At 70.8% G+C, this 16,182-nt stretch carries 11 protein-coding genes; 3 read left to right on the top strand and 8 right to left on the bottom strand.

Annotated elements, in window-relative coordinates; genetic code table 11:
* Positions 1 to 23 precede the first annotated feature (23 nt).
* Positions 24 to 2,900, top strand: a complete 2,877-nt coding sequence (locus IEY86_RS19890; RefSeq protein WP_189133119.1) for an AfsR/SARP family transcriptional regulator — start codon at positions 24 to 26, stop codon at positions 2,898 to 2,900.
* Between the two features lie 93 nt (positions 2,901 to 2,993).
* Here the strand turns inward: IEY86_RS19890 and IEY86_RS19885 are convergent, their stop codons facing one another.
* A complete protein-coding gene (locus tag IEY86_RS19885; RefSeq protein ID WP_189133118.1) occupies positions 2,994 to 5,417 on the bottom strand; it encodes a SpoIIE family protein phosphatase in 2,424 nt (807 codons plus the stop codon).
* A gap of 377 nt (positions 5,418 to 5,794) precedes the next feature.
* Between IEY86_RS19885 and IEY86_RS19880 the strand changes: the two genes are divergently transcribed.
* Positions 5,795 to 6,895, top strand: a complete 1,101-nt coding sequence (locus IEY86_RS19880; RefSeq protein ID WP_308425155.1) for a PP2C family protein-serine/threonine phosphatase — start codon at positions 5,795 to 5,797, stop codon at positions 6,893 to 6,895.
* Positions 6,896 to 6,946: 51 nt separating this feature from the next.
* On the opposite strand, the gene IEY86_RS19875 is transcribed toward IEY86_RS19880, so the two are convergent.
* Positions 6,947 to 8,209: a hypothetical protein gene (locus IEY86_RS19875; protein WP_189133116.1), complete on the bottom strand. Its 1,263-nt coding sequence runs from the start codon at positions 8,207 to 8,209 to the stop codon at positions 6,947 to 6,949.
* 539 nt (positions 8,210 to 8,748) lie between these two features.
* Between IEY86_RS19875 and IEY86_RS19870 the strand changes: the two genes are divergently transcribed.
* Complete coding sequence (locus tag IEY86_RS19870; protein WP_189133115.1) at positions 8,749 to 9,306, top strand: ATP-binding protein; 558 nt, start codon at positions 8,749 to 8,751, stop codon at positions 9,304 to 9,306.
* A gap of 48 nt (positions 9,307 to 9,354) precedes the next feature.
* On the opposite strand, the gene IEY86_RS19865 is transcribed toward IEY86_RS19870, so the two are convergent.
* The 6 genes from IEY86_RS19865 to IEY86_RS19840 form a co-directional block, all read right to left on the bottom strand.
* Positions 9,355 to 11,160, bottom strand: coding sequence for a sodium/solute symporter (locus IEY86_RS19865; protein ID WP_189133114.1), 1,806 nt, complete (start codon positions 11,158 to 11,160; stop codon positions 9,355 to 9,357).
* A gap of 40 nt (positions 11,161 to 11,200) precedes the next feature.
* Positions 11,201 to 11,563, bottom strand: coding sequence for a hypothetical protein (locus IEY86_RS19860; protein WP_189133113.1), 363 nt, complete (start codon positions 11,561 to 11,563; stop codon positions 11,201 to 11,203).
* Between the two features lie 62 nt (positions 11,564 to 11,625).
* Entirely contained in the window at positions 11,626 to 12,516 is an 891-nt protein-coding gene (locus IEY86_RS19855; RefSeq protein WP_189133112.1) for a LytR/AlgR family response regulator transcription factor, read from the bottom strand.
* An 82-nt stretch (positions 12,517 to 12,598) separates the two neighbouring features.
* A complete protein-coding gene (locus IEY86_RS19850; RefSeq protein WP_189133111.1) occupies positions 12,599 to 13,867 on the bottom strand; it encodes a sensor histidine kinase in 1,269 nt (422 codons plus the stop codon).
* A 117-nt stretch (positions 13,868 to 13,984) separates the two neighbouring features.
* Complete coding sequence (locus tag IEY86_RS19845; RefSeq protein WP_229698598.1) at positions 13,985 to 14,932, bottom strand: MurR/RpiR family transcriptional regulator; 948 nt, start codon at positions 14,930 to 14,932, stop codon at positions 13,985 to 13,987.
* A 148-nt stretch (positions 14,933 to 15,080) separates the two neighbouring features.
* Complete coding sequence (locus IEY86_RS19840) at positions 15,081 to 16,082, bottom strand: N-acetylglucosamine kinase (protein WP_189133109.1); 1,002 nt, start codon at positions 16,080 to 16,082, stop codon at positions 15,081 to 15,083.
* Positions 16,083 to 16,182 lie beyond the last annotated feature (100 nt).

The following is a 16,182-nucleotide window of genomic DNA, read 5'->3' as shown; positions in this document are numbered from 1 at the left end:
CGATCGACGGAGGGGTGACCGCGGTGGCGGTAACGTTCGGGGTTCTCGGCGGTATAGAAGCGCGCATCGGCGGCCGCCTGGTCGAACTCGGCCATGCCCGCCAGCGGCTGGTGCTGGCAGCCCTGCTGGTCGACCTCAACCGCGAGGTGACAGCCGATCAGCTCGCCGAGCGGGTGTGGGGGGAGCGGTCGGCGCAGCGCGGCACGCTGTACAGCTACCTGTCCCACCTGCGGCAGGCGCTGGCCGGTTTGGAGAGTGTGCGGATAGCACGGCGGCCCGCGGGTTATGTGCTCACGGCCGATGCGCGGACGGTGGACCTGCACCGCTTCCGCGGCATGGTCGCCGAAGCCGGCCGGGCCGCGGACGAGGAGCATGCCGCGGCCCTTCTGGAGGAGGCCCTGGGCCTGTGGCGCGGGGACGCGCTGCGCGGGTTGGACACTCCATGGGCCAACTCCTTGCGCGAGGTACTTCACCAGGAGCGCCTCGCCGCCGAGCTGGACGCCACCGAAATCGGGCTTCGTCTCGAACGCCACACCGATCTGCTGCCCCGCTTACGCACACGCGCGCGTGAGCACCCGCTTGATGAGCGCCTTGCCGGGCAGCTCGTCCTCGCGCTGCATCGGTGCGGACGTACCGCCGAGGCCCTGAAGTGCTACGAGAGCACCCGGCAGCGTCTGGCCGACGAGTTGGGCATCGATCCCGGCCCGTCGCTCAAACAGCTGCACCATCAGGTCCTGACCTGCGACCCCGCTGTCACCCCGCACACCGGGCCCGCGGTGACCATCCGGCCCGCACCGGCTGCCGTGCCCGCCCCGGTACCGCGTCAGTTGCCCGCACCGCCGGCGCTGTTCACCGGCCGCGCCGTGGAGCTCGCCGCGCTGTCCGCCGACCTCGATCAGCACGCCGATCGGGGCGAATCGGTGGTGATCTCGGCGATCACCGGAAAGGGCGGCATCGGGAAGACCTACCTGGCCCTGCGCTGGGCCTACAACCACCTGGAGCGCTTTCCCGACGGCCAGCTCTACGTCAACCTGCGCGGCTTCGACCCCTCGGGCGAGGCGGTGCCGCCCCCGGTGGCCATTCGGGGCTTCCTGGGTGCCCTGGGTGTGGAGCCATCCGCCGTCCCGGTGGATCCCGACGCCCAAGCCGCGTTGTACCGCAGTCTGGTGGCGGGCAAGCGGATGCTCATCGTGCTGGACAACGCCCTTGACACCGCCCAGGTCACCCCGCTGCTGCCCGGCAGCCCGAGCTGTGCCGTCCTGGTCACCAGCCGCCGCCGACTGGGCAGCCTGGTCACCGCCCAGGGAGCGCGGCTGCTGACCCTGTGCACGCTCTCCAAGGACGAGTCCCCCGAGGTCCTCACCCGCCACCTCGGCGAGGCCCGCATCGCCGCGGAACCCGAGGCCGTCAACGCGCTCCTGCGGCACTGCGGCGGTCACCCGCTGGCGCTGAGTACCGTCGCCGCGCGTGCGGCCGCCCACCCCGACTTCCCCCTGTCCCACCTCGCAGCCGAGCTGGCCGAGTCCGCAAACCGACTCGACGCACTCGACGCCGACGACATCGCCGCCGACCTGCGCGCGGTGTTCTCCGCCTCCTACCAGGCTCTCGAGCCCGACGCGGCGCATGTCTTCACCCTGCTCGGCATGGCCCCCGGCCCGGACATCAGCCCGCCCGCCGCGGCCGCCCTGGCCAACCGTGCACCAGCCGACATTCGCACCTTGCTGCACGCCCTGGAGGTCTCCCACCTGGTAAGGCAGCAGAGCCCTGGCCGCTACCAACTCCACGACCTGGTCCGCCTCTTCGCCGTCGAACGCGCCCGGCAGGACCAACATGAGGCCGTCCGCCCGCTCGCGCTGCGGCGCCTGGTCGACTTCTATCTCCACACCGCCGACCGCGGCAGCCGTCTGGCCGACACCTTCTGGCCGATCAGGCTCGAGCTGGAACCGCCGATTGCCGGCAGCAGACCGCACCCACTTGCGGACGCGGCGGCGGCGGGAGCGTGGTTCGATGCAGAACACATGTGCCTGCTGGCCGCACAGCAGCTTACCCAGGAACTCGGCTGGCACACTCTGACCTGGCAGCTGGCCGAATCGGTGTTCGCCCTCCTGTGGGACCGGAACCGCCTCCCGGAGAACCTCGGCATGTGGCGGGCCGCTCTCGCCGCCGCCGAACAGCTGGACGATCCTTCCGTGCAGGCCCTCGCCCGTCTCAGGCTGGGGCTGTCCTGCGGCCAGGCGGGCCGGAACACCGAGGCCCTCGACCACTTGGGCCAGGCCCTCACCCTGTTCGAACAGACCGGTGACGCAGCCGGCCAGGGCAGTGCCCACTTCGCACTCGGCTGGATCTGGGACCAACAGGGTGTCCCCCGGCGGGCGCTGTCCTGCGTCGAGCGCTCCCTGAGCCTTCACCACGCCCTCGGTGACGCCGTGTGGGAGGCCAGGATCCTCAACGCGATGGGGTGGAGCCACGCCCGTCTTGGGCGTTACCAGCAGGCCCACTCCCACTGCGCGCGGGCCCTCGCCGTATGCCGGAGTGAAGGCGACCGCCGCGGTGAGGTGAGCACCCTGGACAGCCTGGGCTACATCGCGCACCTCAGCGGCCGGCACGGCCAGGCACTGGACCACTACCACCAGGCTCTCTCGATGTCCCGGGAACTCTCCCGGGACATCGGCATCGCCGCCACCGCGTTCGAAGCCAACGTCCTGGCACACCTCGGGGACACCTACCAAGCCCTGAACCGGACGAGTGCGGCGCGCCACTGCTGGCGGCAGGCCCTCGACCTCTACCGAACGCAGCACCGCACTGCGGCGGCCGCACGCGTCCAGGCACAACTCGACGCCTGCGACCCGGCGCACGCCGATGCCCGCGGCGAGCCGTCCGCACCCCTGCGGGACGCGTGAAGCGCCGCTTGCGCTGCGGCGACGTGGAGCCCTCGCGCACTTTCATGAGTCACGGCCTCGACCGGCGACGACAGCGGACCCCCGACTGGAGCGCTAGGCGGTGGTGAGTGTGGTGTCGAGCGGCTGCTCGGTCCAGATCGTCTTTCCCGAGGCCGTGTAGCGGCTGCCCCACCGCTGGGTCAGCTGGGCCACCATGAACAGACCGCGTCCGCCCTCGTCGGTGCTACGGGCACGACGCGGTCGAGGTTGGGTGCTGCTGTGGTCGGAGACCTCGCAGATGAGCACGCGTTCGCGCGTGACCCGCAGGGTGACCGGACCGTCCGCGTAGCGGATCGCGTTCGTCACCAGTTCACTGACGACGAGTTCGGTGGTGAACGACAGTTCCTCCAGGCCCCAGGCGGTGAGCTGGACGGAGGCCAGTTCGCGTGCCTGGGAGACGACGGCCGGATCGGCGGGCAGTTCCCAGGCGGCGGTGTCCGTGTCGTCCACGGCACCCAGACGGGCCAGAAGCAGGACCACGTCCTCGGCGGGTGGATCGGGTGCCAGCGCGGTGAGGACTTCACGGCCGATCTCCGCCAAGGGACGGTCTGGGTCACAGCGCCTTTCCAGTTCTTGCCTGACGCGCTCCATCTCGAGCTGCCTGCCGTCTCGCCGTTCCACCAGTCCGTCGGTGTAGCAGGCGAGCACACTTCCCGGTTCCATCTCGATCTCGACGGGCTCGAACGGCAGCGTCTCCGTCCCGAGGGCGGGGCTGGTGGGCACGTCGAGGAAGGTGGCCGTCCCGCCGCGCGGCCCGACCACGACAGGTGTGGGGCATTTGGCGTTGGCCAGGACACACCGACGTGCGACAGGGTCGTAGACGGCGTACAGGCAACTCGACCCGAGTGCGTTTTCTCCTGCGGTCCCGTCCGCCGGCGGGCCTTCACCGGCCAATTGCACCACCAGGTCGTCCAGATGAAGCAGGAGGTCCTCCGGGGTCAGGTCGAGATCGGACAGCGCGCGAACCGCCGTGCGCATGCGGGCCATGGTGGCCGTGGCCTTCAGGCCGTGGCCGACCACGCCTCCGATCGCGAGCGCCACCCGTGAGGAGGACAGGGGTATGACGTCGAACCAGTCACCGCCGACACCCGCTCTTCCAACGGCCGGCAGGTACGTGCCCGCGGTCTCGGCTGCGACGGTCTCCACCACGGGGCGCGGCAGCAGACTGCGCTGGAGGGTCACCGCGGTGTTGTGTTCGCGGGTGTAGCGCCGGGCGTTGTCCACGCCGAGGGCGGCGCGCGAGATGATCTCCTCGGCCAAGGAGGTGTCATCCTCGTTGAAGGTCGCTTCCTGGCTCGTCCGCCACATCACGACCAGCCCGAGCAGTCTGCCCCGGGCGAACAGAGGCACCGCGAGCGAGGAGTGGGCCTCATCCGGGATGAACATGCGAGCCAGTTCCCCGGCGGATCCCACCTGGGCCTTGAACTCCGAGAGCCTGGGGGTCAGGATCGCCCCTCCCTGATAGAGGATGCGCCCCTGGGGTGTGTCCGGATCCACCTTCACCGAGGAGCCCGGCGGATAGGTCTCCCGGGGCCATCTACCGCCCTTGCGGGCCCCGGCGGCCCGGTACAGGACGGCTTCCGGGGCCTCTCCCGGCGGGATCACTCGGGGCTCGTCCCCGCTGAGCACCACCTCGACCAGGTCGACGGAGGCCATGTGCGCGAGGTTCGGAACGAGGACATCGGCGAGTTCCTCGGCCGTGCGGATGAGATCGAGCGAGGTGCCGATGCCCGCCGCGGAATGGAGAAGAGCCAAACGGCGCCGCGCGCGGTTCTCGGTCGTGACGTCGGTGAATCCGACGGCCACGCCCAGAGGCCGACCTCCCGGTTCCCGCAGCCGGAACGCGGTCACCACGACGAACCGCTCGCGCTCGGGAGCGCTGCGCAACCGCGCTCCCTGCTCCACATTGACCATCGGCTCGCCCGTCTCCAGGACTTGGCGCAGCCGTCCGTCGAGCAAGTGGGCGTCCGAGGGCACCAGGATGTCGTCGAGGCGGGCGCCCTCGGCCGGGGCCACGACGCCCCGAGCGCGGAAATTGTCGCGGATCACGGTCAGGTCGGTGTCGAGGAGGACGAGACCGATGCGGTCCTGGCTGAACAACCCGTCCACCAGGGCCCGGTCCCGTTCCCGCGTCTTGGACACCGCGTCCGGTTCCGCGAGTACGAGGCAGCTCACTCCTGCCGACTCCAGAGGCAGCACCCGGACGGCTGTATCGATCACCTGGCCGGTGCGGTGCCGCAGAGCGATGTTTCCCTGCCACGAGGGGGCACTGGCGGAAGCCACCAGCCGCTCCCAGGCGTCGGGGTCGGCCAAGAGGGAACGGGCCGGCCGTCCGAGCGTTTCCTGTGCCGAGTGGCCCGACAGCTCGACCGCTGCCTGCGTCCACCCGACGATCAGGCCTTCGCGGTCCACGAGAGCGGCGGCATCGCCGTCGAGGAACAGGTCCTCGGCGGTGCCGCCCCTGGAGGATTGGCCCATGTCACCTCGCTGGTTCGAATCCCTTCGCTCCCTCACAGTCACAGTCTTGTAGCGGGTGCGGAAAGGCGCACGCCGGAGCCCCTGAGCACCATCGGCGCAACCGTATGCGGGCACATGGGGGAGTCGCCGGACCAGGAGCCGCCGGTGTGTTCTGCGTGGCTCGGGAAAGTGGAGAACTCCCATCCCCGAGGGAGATATCGAATACTTTTTCGATTCATAGTCGCCGACCTACGTCCGCCGGCGCAGGGCGTTGGGTGGAACGCTCCACTTGAGCGAGGCAGGCTGTAGTCATGCGGCCGTTCTTCCGCTCGGCCCACCCAGCAGGAGTGGGCGGTCCCAGCCGGGTGCTTTTCAGGGTCGCGCAGTGTGTGCCATTCGTGATCGTGCTGCTTGGGCTGGGTGTGGAGCTCTCCCCTGCGCACGTGGTGTACACCGGTCCTCTGCTGACCGCGATGCCGGCCCTGGCGTCGCTGACGATGGGACCCCTGGGCACCCTGGCCGCGGCGGGTGGCGCTCTGGCGGTCAGCCTGACCACGACCACCTTGCACCAGGCGTGGGGTGGCCAGCAGATCTACAGCAATCTCCTGGGTCTCCTGGTGGTGTCCGTGGCCAGTGTCACCACCAGTAACGCTGTGCGTAGACGTCGGCAGAGCGAGCTCGACCAGGTCCGCCGGATCGCCGCGGCAGCGCAGGAGGTCGTGGTGCGGCCCGTCCCCGCGCGGCTGGGCCCGGTGGGGGCAGCCAGTCTTTACCTTGCGGCCGAGAAGGGCGCGCAGATCGGCGGTGACCTGTACGAGGCCGTGCCCACCCGGCACGGAGTCCGGATGATCATCGGTGACGTGCGGGGCAAGGGGCTTCCTGCGGTGCGCTCGGCCGCTGCCGTGCTGGGCGCGTTCCGCGAGGCCGTGCACTACGAGGACGAACTGGCGGGGGTCATGAACCACTGCGCGGCCGCGCTGCGCCGCGAGGGCGCCGCCCCAGGTGTGGGTGACCGGGGCGAGGGGGAAGTCCGGGCGGAGTCCTTCGTCACCGCGCTCGTGGCCCAGGTCTCGGACGCACTCGTCGTCCAGGTGGTCAATCGCGGTCATCCGCCGCCGCTGGTGCTGTGCCGAGGCAAGGCGCATGCCCTGATGCCCGCCTCGCCTCTGCTGCCCCTTGGACTGGAGGACCTTCTCACCGGTCGTGCCGCCGAGCCGCAGAGCTATCCGTTCGCCCCCGGCGACCGGCTGCTGCTCTACACCGACGGGGTCATCGAGGCCTGCGACCCCGGCAACGACTTCTTCGCCCTGCCCCAGGCCATGGAAGCGGCGCCGGCCTGCACTCCGGCGCAGTTCCTGGAACACCTGCACCAGGGATTGATCCGGCACACCCGGGACCGCCTGGCGGACGATGTGGCCATGCTTGTCGTGGACCGGCTCGCCCAGGACACCGCCGGACAAGCCGCCGTCGCGGCCGCCTCGACCGGCCAACGGCCTTGACCACCTCCAGTCGTTCCAGTGCCAGTGGCCGTTCCGCCCTCATCGCCACTGTCATCGCCACTGGGTCTCGTCGGGGTCGAGGACGAAGGGGTCGGCCTGCTCGGCGGCGAGTGCGTACCAGGCGGTGGCGCCAGTGTGACGTGAGGCGTAGTAGGTGTCGCCGTATCCGGTGTCGAGTCCGTCGCTGGAGGCGGCGACGATCGCGTTTCCGTCGGTGTTGGGAGCGCCGGCCTGCGCGGCCTGGAGGGAGCTCAGCAGCGTGGACGCCCGGGACGCGTCGCCGGTGGCGTTGCGGGCGTAGTACGCGGCCAGCAGGTGCGCGCTGCCTTCGAACCAGACCTTGGCGGTGGAGGCGTTGCTGAAGCTGACGCCGGAGAAGCCGTTGTCGGTGGCCGAGAGGTTGTTGCGGACCCAGTCGATCGAGGCCTGGTAGGTGTCGTCCTTGGTGGCGAGGAACGCCCAGGTCTGGACGTCCTCGGGGACCGGGTTGTAGTTGGTTGTCACGCCGTCGGTGTTGGTGCCGGTCCAGAACTTGTGGCCGGTGGGGTCCCACATCGAGTGGACGAAGTCGAAGGCGGTCCGGGACCGGGTCTCCCAGGTGCTGTTCCCGCTGAGGGTCGCCAGGACGTGGAAGAACGCGCCGATGTCGATGTTGTGTTCGGTCGCCTTGAAGGTGAGAGGGTTGTTGTCGGCGTCCCGGCCTCCCGTGTATCCCGGGACGCCGCGCGTGTCGTAGCTGTGGGACTGGATCCAGTTGGCGCATGTGAGGGCAGCGGTGAGGTACTTCCGCACACCGGTGTCGGCGTAAAGGTGGGCGAAGGCCAGTCCCGCCCAGGCCATGTTCCCGGAATAGCTGGAGGCTGAGCCGATGTACGGGGTGCCGTCGGCGGTGATGAACGGGTCGGGCTGGTAGGACGAGCGCAGCCGGCCGTCGCCGATCGGGTCGTGCTCCTGGGCGTAGAGGAGGGTGTCGCCCAGGGTGCGGGCGCGCGAGATGTCGTTGCCGTTGCCGCGCTCCAGGTAGGCCATGATCGTCAGCGCGTCGTCGTAGGTGAAGGACGAGACGAAGTTGATGGAGGTGAAGTAGCCGCCGGTGTAGCTCTGCGGCAGGCGCAGGGTACTGCCGGAGCCGTGGACGTCCATGGCCTGGTCCAGGAAGGTGTACGCCTTGTCGAGGGAGGCCGCGGTGGTCGGTGAGATGGCCGAGCCGTAGCACCCGGCCTGCGCGGTGCCGGCGGTGCCGAGTGCGAGGGCCGCGCCGAGCGCGACGGCCGTGGCCATCGTGGCTGTTCGGGACAAGCGCGAGGTACGCATGTGGAGCTCCTTTTTTCGCAAGCTTCAGGGGGATGGCGGAGGCCGAGCCGGAACGTGGGGAACGTGCACGCTCGACGGAGCCGAGGCGTGCGACGCACCGGTGACCACCGCTACGGGGAGTGGGCACCCAGGGGCCGGCGTGTGCCGTATGCGGGGGATGGGGGTTGACGGGGCTTGGTGAAAGAAATTATTACCAGGTATCTAGAGTGTCAACGCTGCACGGCAATATATTTTTCTAACGCGCTGCGCCCCTGGCAGGCTGTGAGCGGGCGCGCGCCGCCGTTCGTCGTGCCGTCGCTGCCGCTTACCGCGCTCACCGATCCACCCGTCGCACCAGGGGGCCCGCTCGGCATGCCCGGAGCCCTGATGGGCACACGGCAGGCCCCGGACGGCGTAGACAGGAATTGCGGAAACGCCGTTTGTCTCCGCAGGGACCCTCGTCCACGCGGGTGAGAGCGGATTTGATCTCGCAGGGCCGCCAGCAGCAGGGGCGGCAACGGACTCCTCCGTTCACTGCCGCCCGAAGGGAAGCACCCGTCATGTACACCACCGTCGCAAGCGATCCAGGCCCAGGCCGCCCGGCCGGCCGGGCTCCGCGTGTCAGGTGCGGGCCGACCAACCGCCGACCGAACCGCGTCCACCTGGCCCTGGCGGCCGACACGGCGCACATCGCCACGGCACGCCGGGAGGTCACCGCACATGTGCACAGCTGGAACCTGGGGCACCTGGCGGCGGATGCCGCCCTGATCACTTCCGAGCTGGTGACCAACGCGGTGCTCCATGGCCGTACCGAGACGGTCGCGGTGTACCTGGCCGAATGCGGCACGGCCGCGGAACCGCAGCTGCTGATCGCCGTCACCGACCAGTCTCCCGCCGCCGTGCCCAGCGCCTGTCCCCCTACAACCGCGGAAGAACACGGCCGCGGCCTGCTCATCCTCCAGTGCGTGGCCAGCTGCTGGGGTTCCGTGGCCAAGTCGCGGGGCGGGAAACTCGTCTGGGCCACCCTTGCCGTCAAGACGTCTGATCGAGGGCACGCAACCGGGCCGTCACCGTCGCCGTGCTGCGCCGGCTCGCAGCGGGCACTGGCTCTTGCCTGACGAGGCCTCGTAGCTGCCCGGCGCCCATGGACGGTGGTGCGGGGCAACTCAGCCCGGTCGGCGCGACGCAGCCAGTGGCTCCGGAGCATGCAGACGGGACAGCGCGCCCGCGGTGCCCGGAGGAACGTTGCGACGAGTCAGCCGGGACGTCCCGATCATCACCGCGAATGCCAGGGGAACGCTCCAGGCCGCCGGGCGGCTCAGCATCGTGCCGGCCCACCCTCCTGGCGGCTCCGCGACCATGGTCACGACCACCGCGCCGATAGTCGTCCCCCCGCCGACCAGCAGGCCCGCCATCGCGCCCTGCGGGGTGAGTCCACGCCACCAGATGCCCAGAAGCAGCAACGGCGAGAACGACGACGCGGCGACCGCGAACGCCAGCCCGACGACGTCCGCCGCCGCCCGGGGCGCGACGACGAAGGACAGCAGGCATGGCACCGTGGCCGCAGCCACGCCCGCCAGACGCAGGCGCAGCACGTCGCGGGCCTCGATCCGCAGCTCCGTCCTGGCGCGGCGCGGCCTGCTCACCAGCCCGCGCCGAAAAGTCACCCGTGCCCTGGCGGCCGCCCACATGCGCTCCAGTTCCTGCCCGAGCACTCCAGCCACCGAGACGGTCAGTCCGCATGCCGTCGACAGGAACGCCGCGAACGCACCGGCGGTCAGCAGCGTGCCCAGCAGCACTCCGCCCGTCCCGCCCACCAGCCGGGCGGGCAGCAGCAGTACGGCCGCGTCGGTACGGCCGGTCATGAGCAGTTCGGGGGTGTACAGGCGGCTGAGCGCCCCGTACACCGGGGGAAGCACGTAGAAAGCGGCGAGCAGCCACAGCACGGCCCATGTGGTGCGGCGAGCGGCCGCTCCGTCGGGGTTGGTGTAGTAGCGCACGATCACATGAGGCAGCCCCATGGTCCCCAACAGGGTGGCGACCAGCAGCGAGTAGATTCCGTACACCGGGTGGCTGGTGCCCGACAGCGGGCGTGACCAGTCCCGGCCGTCGCGCGGGGGCCGGCCTTGCGGGTGCGGAACGTCGGCCCCGGCGGGGAACGCCACGCGTGCGCCCGCACCGATCCTGTGCTCGCCCGCCTCGAGACGTACCCGTGTGCCGTCCACGCGATGCCCGTCGACACTGCCGCTCACCGTGACCGTCACGGGCTCGTCGACCTGCACCCGAACGCTTTGCTGAACGGAGACGGTCGTCGCCTCGCGGAACCGCGGCGGGGCGTCGCCGCTCGGCCAGGGCGCACCGTCCGCGCGCCAGGCCAGCAGCAGGAAGATCAAGGGCACGGCGAGCGCCGTCAACTTCAGCCAGTACTGGAACGCCTGGACGAAAGTGACGCTGCGCATCCCTCCGGAGGCAACCGTGACCATCACCACGGCGGTGACGACGACCGGCCCGACCCACAGGGGGGCCGCGGTCACGGTACGCAGCGTCAGGCCCGCGCCCTGCAGTTGCGGCAGCAGATACAGCCAGCCGGTGAACACCACCAGCAGGGCGGTCAGCCGGCGCACCCTGGTCGACTCCAGGCGCGCCTCGGCGAAGTCCGGCAGCGTGTATGCCCCGGAGCGGCGCAGCGGCGCCGCGACGAATGCCAGGAGCACCAGGTACCCGGCGGTGTAGCCGACGCCGTACCACAGCATGTCGGCGCCGAAGGCGAGTACGAGCCCCGCGATTCCGAGGAACGAGGCCGCGGAAAGGTACTCGCCGCCGATCGCGGAGGCGTTGCGCAGCGGTGAGACGGCACGCGAGGCGACGTAGAAGTCCGATGTGGCACGGCCCGGGCGCAGGCCGTAGACGCTGAACAAGGCGGTAGCGACGCACACCAGGGCCACGGCCACCACGGGCTCCGCGCCGCTCATGGGGTTCAAACCTCCGAGAGGTGGCCGCGGTGGACGCCCCTCATGAGCGTTCGACCAGGTCCGCGAAGTCGTCCTCGTTCCTTCTGGCGTGACGCAGGCAGACGAAGGCGAGTGCGAGGATCACCGGGTGCACGGCCACGCCGATGATCAGCCATGGGACGGGGACCCCCGCCACCATCGCGTTCCGCAGGGCGGGCGCGGCCAGGAACAGGAATGGCAGGCCGCCGAGCACGGCGACGAGGACTCCTACGACGGCGAGCCCGAGCCGGAGCTGTGCACGCATCAACGAGTGGAGGTAGATGTCGCCGAGTGTCTGCCGCCCGAGGTCGCCGGCGACCGGTTTGCGTCCGCTGACCGGCGGCCGTCTGCCTCCGAGGGCGGCCAGCGTCCTGGGGTGAGCCACTGTGATGCGGCGCTTGGGAGCACCCTCCGCAGGATCTCCGCCCGGGCGGCCCGGGCCGCCGGTCACCCTCTACCTCCGCGGTCGGGGAGGGGCCGAGGAAGCGACGGGGCCCCGGAGGTGGAGGGCGCCGTCCCGGGCTGCGCACGCGTGGGGCCACCCGCGGGCGGGCGGGTCCCCGCCTGACGTACCAGAAGGTCCCGGACCTGACGGACGTGGCGCCGGCTGACCGGCAGGAGCTCGTCCCCCACGCGCACACACGCCTGCCCTGCCCCCAAACGCAGCTCCTGGACCTGGCGCAGGGCAACGAGATAGGTGCGATGGATACGGACGAATCCGCCATCGCCCCACCGTTCCTCCAAGGCGGTCAGCGATGTCCGGACCAGGTGGGTGGCCGAAGGCGTGTGCAGGCGCGCGTAGTCGCCGTGCGCCTCGGCGTAGAGGACCTCACTTCGCTGGATGAAGCGCGTCACCCCCGCCAGCTCGACGCAGATGACCTCGTCGGCAGGGGCGGAGGAGGCCTGCGCCGCTTCCTCGGGTGGGCTCGCGGCGCTCCGCTCCACGGTGTCACCGGCACGGGGCGAATCATCGGCGACCCGGCGAACCGCCTCAGCCAGCCGCTCCGGGTTCACCGGCTTGAGCACGTAGTCGGCGGCATCCAACGAGAACGCGTCCACCGCGTGGTCTTCGTGCGCTGTCACGAACACCACCATCGGCGGGCGGGCGAAACGGGAGACCACGCGGGCGATGGCCAACCCGTCCAGGCCCGGCATGCCGATGTCGAGGAAGACGGCGTCGAGCGGTCGTCCCGTCTCCAAGGCCCGGTCGATGTCGAGGAGTGCCTGCGCACCGTCCGTCGCGGTCCGGACCTCGTCGACGCGGGGGTCGCGGCGGAGCAAGTACGCCAGCTCCTCCAGGGCCGGTACTTCGTCGTCCACCGCGAGAACGTGGAGCATAGTGCCAGGCTAACGCTTCCCCCGCAGCCCGCGGCGGAAGCTGCCCTCCGCCCGGGTGCGCGCCGGATGCGCGGGATCGCTGTCAGCCCTGACCGGCCCGGCTCTGGACGGCCTGCGGGTGGAACTTCGGCACCCGCACCCGGACCTTCGTTCCAGCGCCGGGAGCGGTCTCCACGATCAGCCCGTACGCGTCGCCGTAGACCTGACGCAGCCGCTCGTCGATGTTGCGCAGTCCGATCCCCGGCTCGCGCCGATGCTCGGAACCGGGCGGCTGCGCCGCGGACTCCCGCGTCTCGCCCCTCAGGGTTTCGGCCAGCTGCTCGGGATCCATCCCCGTGCCGTCGTCCTCCACGCTGATCCACGCCTCGCTGCCGACGTCCTCCGCCGTGATCACCAGATGACCGGGGCCCGCACGGCGCTCGAGGCCGTGGCGGACAGCGTTCTCGACGAGAGGCTGCAGGCACAGGAAGGGCACCGCCACGGAGAGCACCTCGGGTGCCACGCGCAGCGAGACCTGGAGGCGGCCGCCGAACCGAGCGCGCTCAAGCAGCAGATAACGGTCGATGCAGCGCAGCTCCTCGGCAAGGGAGGTGAAGTCACCGTGCTGGCGGAACGAGTACCGGGTGAACTCCGCGAACTCCACCAGCAGCTCTCTGGCCCGTGCCGGATCGGTGCGGACGAAGGAGGCGATGGCCGACAGCGAGTTGTAGATGAAGTGAGGCGAGATCTGGGCCCGCAGCGCGCGTACCTCGGCCTCCGCGACGGCCGCGCGTGAACGGTCGAGCTCGGCCAGCTCCAGCTGGGTCGACACCCAGCGCGCGACCTCCGTGGTGGCTCGGACCAGGCCGGTGGAGGCCTGGGACGTGTACACCGCGAGCGCGCCTTCCGGCCGACCGGCGACGGTCAGCGGCACCACCACGCCCTGCCGCAGCGCGCAGTCGGCCCTGTTGCAGGGCGTATCGCCAGGGCCGATGACCTCGGTGCGTCCGGCGGCCAGGGCCCGCCCGGCGTGCTCGGGCACGGCTGCCCTGTGGTCGTGCCCCGGCTCCGGCGCGGCCCCGTCCCAGACGAGCACCGTGCCGGCGGCGTCCGTCATCGCCAGCGCCGGCACATCGAGCAGCGCCCGCAGATGCCGGCCGGCCCGTCGCGCGCTGTCCGTGTTCAGCGTGGCCCGCAGAGGGGGCGCCGCGAGCGAGGCTGTGTGCAGCGTCTCGTAAGTCGCCTGCTCCTGGGCGGTGCCGAGGAACTGCCGCTTGCCGACGGCGCGGAGCAGCAGGAACCCGGCAGCGATGAAGAGAATCAGCGCTGCTGCCAGAAGCCCTGCGGCCGTAACGGTGGAAAACCACGGCATGCTCGGACGCTACACCCGCATGACATGTGGCACCCGGCCCCGCCTCCCGGAGCAGGGGCCATCCTGACCGCATGGCCCACACGAAGACCGCCGGTCACCGGACGCCGAAGAACCGGCTCACGGCGGTGACGCCGGTGCCGGCCGGTTGCCCCGCGGGGCACGCCGCGACTTGTTCCGCGGCTGAGGCGTGCGGTGCGCCGTGACCGCCTCGGCTGTGACCTCCAGCGCGGAAAGCGTGCGCTCGTGCGTGAGTTGGGCGATCCGTGCGTACACCACGTCCAGGATGAGGAGTTGCGAGTGCCGCGCGGCCAGTGCGTCGCTCCGCAGGGCGGTGGCCTGTGCCGAGGTCGTCAGGACCAGTTCGGCGACGTCGGCCAGCGGCGAAAGGGCGTCACTGGTGATGGCCACCGTGGTGGCGCCACGGCGAGCGGCTTCGGTGAGGAACTCCAGGGTTTCCGTGACCCGGCCGGAGTGGGAGATGCCGACGGCGACGTCCCGGTTGCCCAGCAGGGCCGCGGCGATGAGCCCGTTGTGCACGTCCTGCCAGGCCCAGCAGGGCACCTTGATGCGTTGCAGCCGCAGGCGCAGCTCCTCCGCCGCCACGCCACTGGTCCCGATCCCGAAGAAGTGCGCCTGCCGCGCCCCGACAAGCGCCTGGGCGAAGGAGTCGACGATGCCCAGGTCCATCTGCGCGGCCGTTTCCTGCAGGGCCCTGCTGTTCGCGGCGAGGACCACCTGCATGACGTGCTCCAAGGAGTCGTCCTCCTCGATGGCCCGTCCGATGTCGGTCTTCCAGCGGTTCTGGGCGCCCCGTCCGACCTCCTCGGCGAGCGCGACCTTGAGTTCCTGGTAACCGCTGAAGCCGGCGGCGCGGCAGAAGCGTGTGACCGTCCCCGGTGACGTGCCGACACGGGAGGCCAGCTCGGTGATCGTGATGCGCGAAGCCCCGGCCGGGTCCTTCAGGACATAGCCCGCCACCTGGTCGAGCGCTTCTGAAAAGGTCGGCCGCAGGGCGCTCACCCGGGCCAGCAAGCCCGCTTCACTCGGTCCGTCCTGCGTGCTCACGCCCGTGTTCCCTCCTGAGGGCTCCACTCCGCGCGAAGCCGAAGACCGCAGATAATTATTGTCCATATTTCAATAATGTCAAGCTGATGGAAATAATTATTCCCTCCTCTGCGGGCTGCGCGGAACCGGCTGTGCCCACCCGCGGTGGTCACCGCGGCCTCCCTGCCGTGACCAGCTGCGAGTGAAGGGCCGCCAGGCGGCTGGGGGAGTCCTCGAGCAGCGGCAACGCCGCGAGCCACGCGGCTCCGGCGCTACCCTCGCGGGCGAACAGCACCTGAGCCTCCCCACTTGCGGCGATGGCTCGGGCGGTGCGATCACCCAGGACGCCGGGCGTGAGGCAGGACCCTGCCAGGACCACCGGTCGCGTGGGTCCCTCAGCCGCGCGGACATCGGCCAGCAACGCCGTGAGATGGGCGGCGGCCCTGTCCAGGACGGCCTGAGCGGCGCGGTCCCCGGCGAGCGCGGCGGCGCTGACATGAGGTGCCAGCGTTGACAGCCTCATCGGAGAACCGGCGTAGGCGGCCGCGATCAGCCGTTCCGCCACCAGTCGGTCCGCCGCGGGACTGGGCCCGCCGAGGAGGTCCCCGGCCACCAGTTCGGTGAGCCGCAGGGCGTGACCGCGACCGCGAAGCGTGTCGGCGGCGAGGCGGACCGCCTCGCGCCCCAGCCAGAAGCCGGACCCCTCGTCCCCGAGCAGCCACCCGTATCCGCCCGCGGTTTCCGCGATGGACCGCTTCACGACGCGGACGGCGACCGCACCCGTGCCGGCGATCAGGACGGTTCCCTCGGGCTCGGGGGTCCCCGCGGCGAACGCGACCAGAGCGTCACCGACGACCGTGTACGGGCACCCCAACCCCGCGTCACGCAATGCCGCGTCCAGCTTCTCGGCGGGACCGCCCTCACGTGTGAGCTCATCGCCTGCCAAGCCCAGGACGGCGAATCCCACCGCCTGCGGGTCCAGGTTGTGCAGCACTCGCCGGACGGTGTCCTGGAGCGCCGCCAAGGCCTCCTCCATACCGTGCGCCAACGGATTGGCCCCGGCGCCGCGGGCCCGGGCCAGCACCCGTCCGTCGAGATCCGCGATCAGCGCACGCGTGGACGTACCACCGGCGTCCACTCCCAGGACGAGCGGACCTGGACCGTGCATCATGGCATCCTCCGCGGAACTGGTGACGGCTCTTTGCGCGTGCGGTCGGGTATGCCGACCGCAGTCTACGGCGACGGGCGGAGGGTGCCGGGGCAGCCGAGGA

Source organism: Wenjunlia tyrosinilytica, assembly GCF_014646055.1.
Taxonomy (GTDB): Bacteria; Actinomycetota; Actinomycetes; order Streptomycetales; family Streptomycetaceae; genus Wenjunlia; species Wenjunlia tyrosinilytica.
Note: the sequence above shows the minus strand (reverse complement) of the source record. Positions and strands in the feature narration are given on the sequence as shown.